This window comes from Pseudoalteromonas sp. PAB 2.2 (assembly GCF_001938575.1).
Lineage (GTDB): Bacteria > Pseudomonadota > Gammaproteobacteria > Enterobacterales > Alteromonadaceae > Pseudoalteromonas > Pseudoalteromonas lipolytica.
Map to the genome: position 1 here is coordinate 1 of NZ_LYPI01000033.1, position 2,909 is coordinate 2,909.

The 2,909-nt window shown below is 41.6% G+C and carries 2 protein-coding genes and 1 pseudogene; all 3 read right to left on the minus strand.

Annotation, left to right across the window (positions count from 1 at the left end):
• A pseudogene (locus BWD47_RS19885) lies at positions 1-292 on the minus strand (hypothetical protein); the annotation flags it as partial.
• Positions 293-407: 115 nt separating this feature from the next.
• Positions 408-1,838, minus strand: coding sequence for a peptide MFS transporter (locus BWD47_RS19890; protein WP_075594538.1), 1,431 nt, complete (start codon positions 1,836-1,838; stop codon positions 408-410).
• A 244-nt stretch (positions 1,839-2,082) separates the two neighbouring features.
• Positions 2,083-2,909 (minus strand): cellulose synthase subunit BcsC-related outer membrane protein (locus BWD47_RS19895; protein ID WP_178387102.1); only part of this gene is annotated, 827 nt, incomplete at its 5' end.

Below are 2,909 nucleotides of genomic sequence, written 5' to 3' on the forward strand. Positions count from 1 at the left end.
GATTATTGGGGCGAAAAGTATGAATTGCGGAGACAATACCTTGCTCTATATCTGTGCTTGAAGCGGTTGTTTCAGTGTAAGTAAACGTGGTATCTGTTGTAACTGTGTTACTTGTTGCGTTAAGTGTGACATCGCCTTGTGCAAATTGTGCGGAAAAACCATTTTCAACAGAAATAATTAAACCAGACTGATCAGGAGCTGTTGCGACTTCTTTTGTTGTTTTATCGCCACCACATGCTGTCAGTAAAAAGCTAGTCAGAATAATGACCAGTAGTTGAGTGTTTAAGCGCACTTGCTCAGTTCCTTTGCAAACCAAATTAATATCGGAATATAGTATCAGTTTTAAGGACGCAGAGGGAATAGGGAAGAGAGAAATACCCCGCAGCGGGCGCTACGGGGAATAAAAATTATTGCTTTTCAGCTGTCACTTCTAGCTCTTCAGCTAAGATGTGCTCAGTAGTTTGTGGCTCATGTTGGCCTTCAGCTCCATGCATCCAAGCTACTAGTTTGTCGCTTAGTAAGTACATGATAACAGCAGAAAGAACCGCTGTTGCGCCTAAACCAATGAAGATACCCATAGCGTTATCTAGCGCTTCTTCACCTTCACCTAGGAATGAACCTACGAAACCAGCAATCTTGTTTGCAACCGCTGTACATAGGAACCAAATACCCATAAGCATTGAAGCTAAACGTAGAGGTGCAAGTTTACTCACCATAGATAAACCAATTGGCGATAAACATAACTCACCTAGCGTGTGGAATAAGTAGAATAATACTAACCACATCATGCTGATTTGTAAGTGCTCACCTTGACCTTGTGTCATAAGCGCTAAGATCATAGTGATGAAACCAAGTGCTAAGAAAATAAGTGCAATAGCAAACTTAACTGGTGAATTAGGTTCACGTTTATCAAGCTTTAACCAAATAATGGCAACTAAAGGTGCAAATACAATAATGAAAATTGAGTTTAAAGATTGGAACCAAGAAGCAGGCACTTCAAAACCAAGTAACATACGGTCAGTGTAGTCGTTAGCAAACAAGTTCATAAGACCACCTGCTTGCTCAAAGCCCATCCAGAAGATAATACTGAATACACTCATAGTGAAAATAACTTTGATGCGGTCAGTTTCAACTTTAGTCAGTGGCTCTTTAGTGTTTGATTCAGATTGAGCTTGTGAAAGCTTAGCCGAAGGTACAACACCAATATCGCCTAAGTATTTGTTACTTAATGCAAGTTGCATAAGTACAGAGATCACCATACCGATACCCGCTACGATGAAGCCCCATTGCCAACCCATTGCTGCTGCAGCATAACCTGCAACAAGTGGACCTAATGCACCACCTAAGTTAATACCCATGTAGAAGATAGTGAACGCGCCATCACGACGTTGGTCGCCTTCTTTATATAGGTCACCTACCATGGTTGAGATATTTGGTTTAAATAAACCGTTACCTAAACAAAGCAGTGTTAAACCAATGTAGAAAACGTTTTCTTCTTGGCCAGCTAAATAGCTGTGAGGAATACCCATAGTGAAATGACCCGCAGCCATTAATAAACCACCAAGGATAATCGCTTTACGTTGCCCTAAAACATTATCAGCTAACCATCCACCCAGTAACGGTGTAATGTAAACAGCCATAGTGAAGGTACCGTAAAGGCTTAGTGCATCGGCATTTGACCAGCCAAAACCACCTTCTTGAACAAGAGCAACTAAATATAATACTAAAATAGCGCGCATGCCGTAATAACCGAAACGTTCCCACATCTCTGTGCCGAACAACAGGAATAACCCTTTAGGATGCCCTAAAAAGTCACCTGCTTTAGGTAATGAACTCATATTTACTTCCTAACTCTAAGATTTTTATTGAGGCCTTATTGTTTTTGCTTTAGTCGTTCTATATTTAGAATGAGTGAACGGGTGGCCATGTTTTTTGATGCAGCTAAGATAATGGTTTGTTGCTCAAGTTTTGTACTTGAAGGAAAGGGACACACCCTTATCCTAGCTACAAGTGCGCTACAGTATACATAGACCTTATGGTGAGGGGAAGATCTTGCGACACTTCCCCTTTGTAGTGCGATAGTTAGTAGTTTGCATAAGGCACAACAGGTTTACCCGGGAAAGCCAGCTCACTGTAGACTGGATTAAAGTAATAACGGAAATACAACTGACCGTAGTTCGGCTCATAAAAATCGGCTCTATCTAGGTTAAAATAACCGCCAAAGAACCAATGGGGCGTGAACCTGTATTCAAAGCTTGCCCCTAAGTTATACGATAAACCACTGCTGGTATCGCCCTCAAAGTAAGGCACAACACCCGTTACAGCAGTTTGAGCCTCAGCTTGGCCTTGTAAAATAGGGTCGTTCGGGAAAAACGCGATGTCGTCTGTGGTGGTGGTAGACCAAGATACCCCAGCACGAAGCCTATAAATAAAATTATGACCAACCCGTTTATCAAAAATAACAGGTAAAGATGCACCCAAGTAGTTTTGTGGGCTGTAATAGCCTCCGTGCCCCCAGGTTTCTTCACTTAAATTATACTTATATGACCAGTGCAATAAGTTAAGTCCTAGGCTTAATTCAGTGTTTCTTTCGCGAATATAGCGATAATAACTACCACCCATTAGGCTGTAGCTTTGGTTATCTTTAACGTTTTTACCTTGTAAGATTTGATAGTTGGTACTTGCCCAAAAACCCCAGTCTAGGCCTAGGTCATGGGATAGGCTAAGTTGTAATTGTGTTGCTCTAACGCCACCCCATACTTGGTTGGTAAAGACATCTTCAAGTCCGGCGTAAGATAATACAGAGCTAGTGACTGGGCGTTTATTAAACGTGACGCCATAACCAAAATCGCCTAAATCACCTTTGTAATTAACGCCCCACACAATGTCTTCGACTAAAAACCCCAGTG